4 protein-coding genes are annotated in these 3,605 nt (G+C 35.3%); 3 read left to right on the top strand and 1 reads right to left on the bottom strand.

Annotated elements, in window-relative coordinates:
- The 3 genes from ACECE_RS28370 to ACECE_RS0220090 form a co-directional block, all read left to right on the top strand.
- On the top strand, positions 1-817 hold an 817-nt coding region (locus ACECE_RS28370; RefSeq protein WP_010250490.1), incomplete at its 5' end, for an IS110 family transposase.
- Positions 818-855: 38 nt separating this feature from the next.
- A complete protein-coding gene (locus tag ACECE_RS0220100; RefSeq protein WP_010250488.1) occupies positions 856-2,226 on the top strand; it encodes an RHS repeat-associated core domain-containing protein in 1,371 nt (456 codons plus the stop codon).
- Positions 2,227-2,377: 151 nt separating this feature from the next.
- Positions 2,378-2,821: a hypothetical protein gene (locus tag ACECE_RS0220090; RefSeq protein WP_010250486.1), complete on the top strand. Its 444-nt coding sequence runs from the start codon at positions 2,378-2,380 to the stop codon at positions 2,819-2,821.
- 295 nt (positions 2,822-3,116) lie between these two features.
- Here the strand turns inward: ACECE_RS0220090 and ACECE_RS0220085 are convergent.
- On the bottom strand, positions 3,117-3,605 hold a 489-nt coding region (locus ACECE_RS0220085), incomplete at its 5' end, for an IS66 family transposase (RefSeq protein ID WP_010250483.1).

Raw genomic sequence — 3,605 nt, 5'->3', positions numbered from 1 at the left:
GCAAAGGCGTGAAGCATTAGTCAGGTCTTCAAGTGCTCTAAAAAGTCAGCTACATGTCCAATTAGCCCATAACTATCCGTCATACAATAAGTTCTTTTTCGAAATAGATGGTAAAACAGCCCTTGCCTTCTGGGAAAAATATCCCTCACCTTCAAAGCTCAAAACTGCCACCCTAGAAGAGCTTACAGAGCTATTAGTTACAAACAGCCATAATTATTATACCGTCAAAAAAGCAGTCCAGATTATTGAAACAGCTGAAAATGATAATGTAAGAGAAGTTCCAGAATTCCAATACATTAGGGATTTCCTAGTTGAAAGCATGGTAAAAGAAATCAAATTCAAGGATGATGAACTAACAAAAATCGAGGTAGAAATTAAGCTCATAGTTGATAAAATGGGCTATAAACTCCACACCATGACTGGAATTGATATTGTCACAGCTGCAAAATTAATCGGTGAAATCGGCGACATAGAAAGATTCCCAACCCCTGCAAAGCTAGCAAAATACGCAGGAGTAGCACCAATTACATACAGTTCCGGTCAAAAAGACAAACAACTAAAAAACCAACAAGGCAACAGAATTCTATACGGTATATTCCACCTTCTAGCAGTCCATCAAATCATACTGGACAGGAACACCAAAAACCCAAGAAATCCAGTCTTTCGTGAGTACTACGAAAAGAAAATGTCAGAAGGTAAAACATCAGGTCAAGCCATAATCTGCATAGCCCGAAGGCTTGTAAATATAATCTGGGGCATGCTGAAAAACAAGTCAGAATATAAAATCCCAAATCTTCCAAAACAAAATACCAAATGATATAATCAAGGGTAGAACATTGAAAATTAAATCTACCCTTGATAAAAAAGCAAATCAGTTTCTTTATTAAGGATACATATAACGGTGATTCTAAAGACCCACTGAGCCTAAACCTTTATGCGTATTGTGCTAACAACCCATTGATATATGTTGACCCCACAGGTCATATGTATGGATACTTTGATGAGAATGGACAATGGGTGGGTTATACACATTCATGTAATCCAGCGGCATATACTGTGGGAGGTTATAATAGTGCTGATGAATATGAGTATGGTAGTTTATATACTTCAGAAAGAACTATTATACATAAAAGAAAATATGAAAATGAAGACAATGTAGTAAGCAATGTGTTTGATGGAGCAGACCGTTTAATAAACTATACGAAAGAAGACCTTGCTATTGTAGATCAAAATGGTTCTATTCCTGAAAAAATAGTTGCACATGGTGCTGATATATATATAAATTGGGTAGCCCGCCCAGTAGTTAAAATTATCGATATGCCATTTAATGCTGTAAGAACTGGCTTTAAATATGGCTGGGCAGAAGATAATCTATTTTTGCAATTCCCGCAGATGATTAAAGGTTTAGGGGTAGGTTTAGCTGGTGGATATCTTGATATAAGCCCAAAATATATGCAAAATATAGATTACCCTAAAGAATGGTTAACTGGAAGTATATCCGAAGCATATTCTTATAGCCACCCAGAAGCGGGAAAATATTTTGAAGAACACCCATTTGTTAAAAGTTTAGTTGATTCAACTGAAATTCTTGTTCCATTGGGAGGAGAAATTAATTATCTTAAGCAGAGTAACAAGGTTTTTGAACCTCTTGCTAATATTAGTAAAACGGAAGTTGCATCTAAGGTAACAGGTAGTACGGGGGTTGGTAATGGAACTAGTAGTGTTATCAGAGAAAATGTACTTAAAAATATTGCTGAAAGTAAAGCCGCACGTGAAAGTTCTACATTTGGAGGATATATTGCAAGGGAAAATGCTTGGAGGTATGCACGGACATTAAAAGATCAAGAGGTAACTATGGTTTCCGCAGTATATGGAGGAAATGGCAAGACTTATATTAACGTAAGTGGTGATAATTTGGGTGCATATACAAGAACTTGGACTAATGAGGCTGCTAATGGTATAAACAATGCACGCAATAAAGCCATTCAACAGGGTAGTTTTGCTAGAGATGGTGTAACACCTTCGCTAGAAAGGTGGACTATTGAAAACTGTGGGGATATAAAAGCTGTAAATGATGCTATTGCAGATGGTGCAAGTAAGTCAAAAATGTTCGGCGCCACAATAAGAGTAAAGCCCCTTTTTAAAGCAGAACCAGAAATAATATTTCAAGGAAGGTGCAAAAATTGCCAAATTACTACTGAAGGTGTTTGGTGGTATATCCAATGATACAAGGAGGAATGTTGAAAATACCTGAACTAAAGCAAAAGACTAAAAAAGAGTATACAAAAACAAATCAGCAAATAAGGCGATTTATATGCGCAACACTATTTTCATTACGTTTTTTGCCTTGAGCAAAGCGAAAGGACTGAATATAATTATGAATAATAATATTAATAATGTTGTTTTTTCTGTTTTAAAAAATGCAAGAACTACTAAAGTTCCTAAACAAAGAGAAGAAATTATTAGTATTCTCAATAACGAAGGATATCCAATATATGAAAAAGTTTTAGAATTTCAAGAAAAATATGGTGGTTTGCATTTAATACATGGTATGGAACGAGGTTTATATTTTAGCATATGTGAGTATTATAAAAACGATAGTATTGATGCTACGATTACTGGGAAACTAAATAAAGTATATAAAATTGACGGTGAATACTATTTTGAAAGTGGATATTACCATGTATCAGCTCCAGTGAATATATTAATTGGCAAGGACGGAATTATATATGAATATGATTCTGAATTTCCCTTATATAAAGTAGCAGAAAGTGCTGAAGAATTAATTTATAATTTAGTAATGAGTAATGAAATAGATTGAAAACCGCTAAGTAACCTATAAGTCGCAAAAACCTGTCGGTTGCAAAAATTCCATCTGAGGGTATTGCGAATCCAATAAATTGAAAATTGAACTAGTTCTATTGTTAAACATTAACAAGATAACAAGAGTGACTTTTGGGTACACAATAATGAAAAAACAAAAATTCTCGGAAAACAGCTGGGAATTTTTGTTTTATGGTAAATCAATAGTAAGCGCCTCAATATATGGCGTAGTGGTAAGTGCTTCAAAAGATGACGTCTAGCTATATCACGATCATTGCGATAAGCTAATGGTGTCATTTTTTGAAGCACTTTTTATGTTTATGATTCAGCCTGCATTCTTCCGGTAAATCCTTTGACCAAGGCAGGTACTTGTCCAGAAGTTCTGGGTGGTTTTTAAAATCTGTATTAGGCATTGCTTCAAGGATATATTTTAGATACTCATACACATCCAAAATATTTGCTTTAGCAGATTCCACCAATGTATAAAGGATCGCATTAGCAGTTGCTCCCTTTGGAGTGTCAGCAAAAAGCCAGGCTCTTCTTGCTACGGCATATGGTTTGATATTTGCCTCGCAAAGATTGTTGGAGATGGGAAGCCTTCCGTCTTCTAGAAATGTTTCAAGATACTTTTTTTGATTCTTAGCATAATTTAGAGCTTTTGTCAGGTTCTCATTTGTAGTAGAAATTGCAGAGGTCTCTTCAACCCATGACCAAAAGGCATCAAGAATGGCACGTGACGCCTCCTGACGCTTCTCTTTCCTTTCGTCATATGACAGTTCCTT

This window comes from Acetivibrio cellulolyticus CD2 (assembly GCF_000179595.2).
Classification (GTDB): Bacteria; Bacillota; Clostridia; order Acetivibrionales; family Acetivibrionaceae; genus Acetivibrio; species Acetivibrio cellulolyticus.
This window is presented reverse-complemented; position numbering and strand designations above follow the sequence as displayed.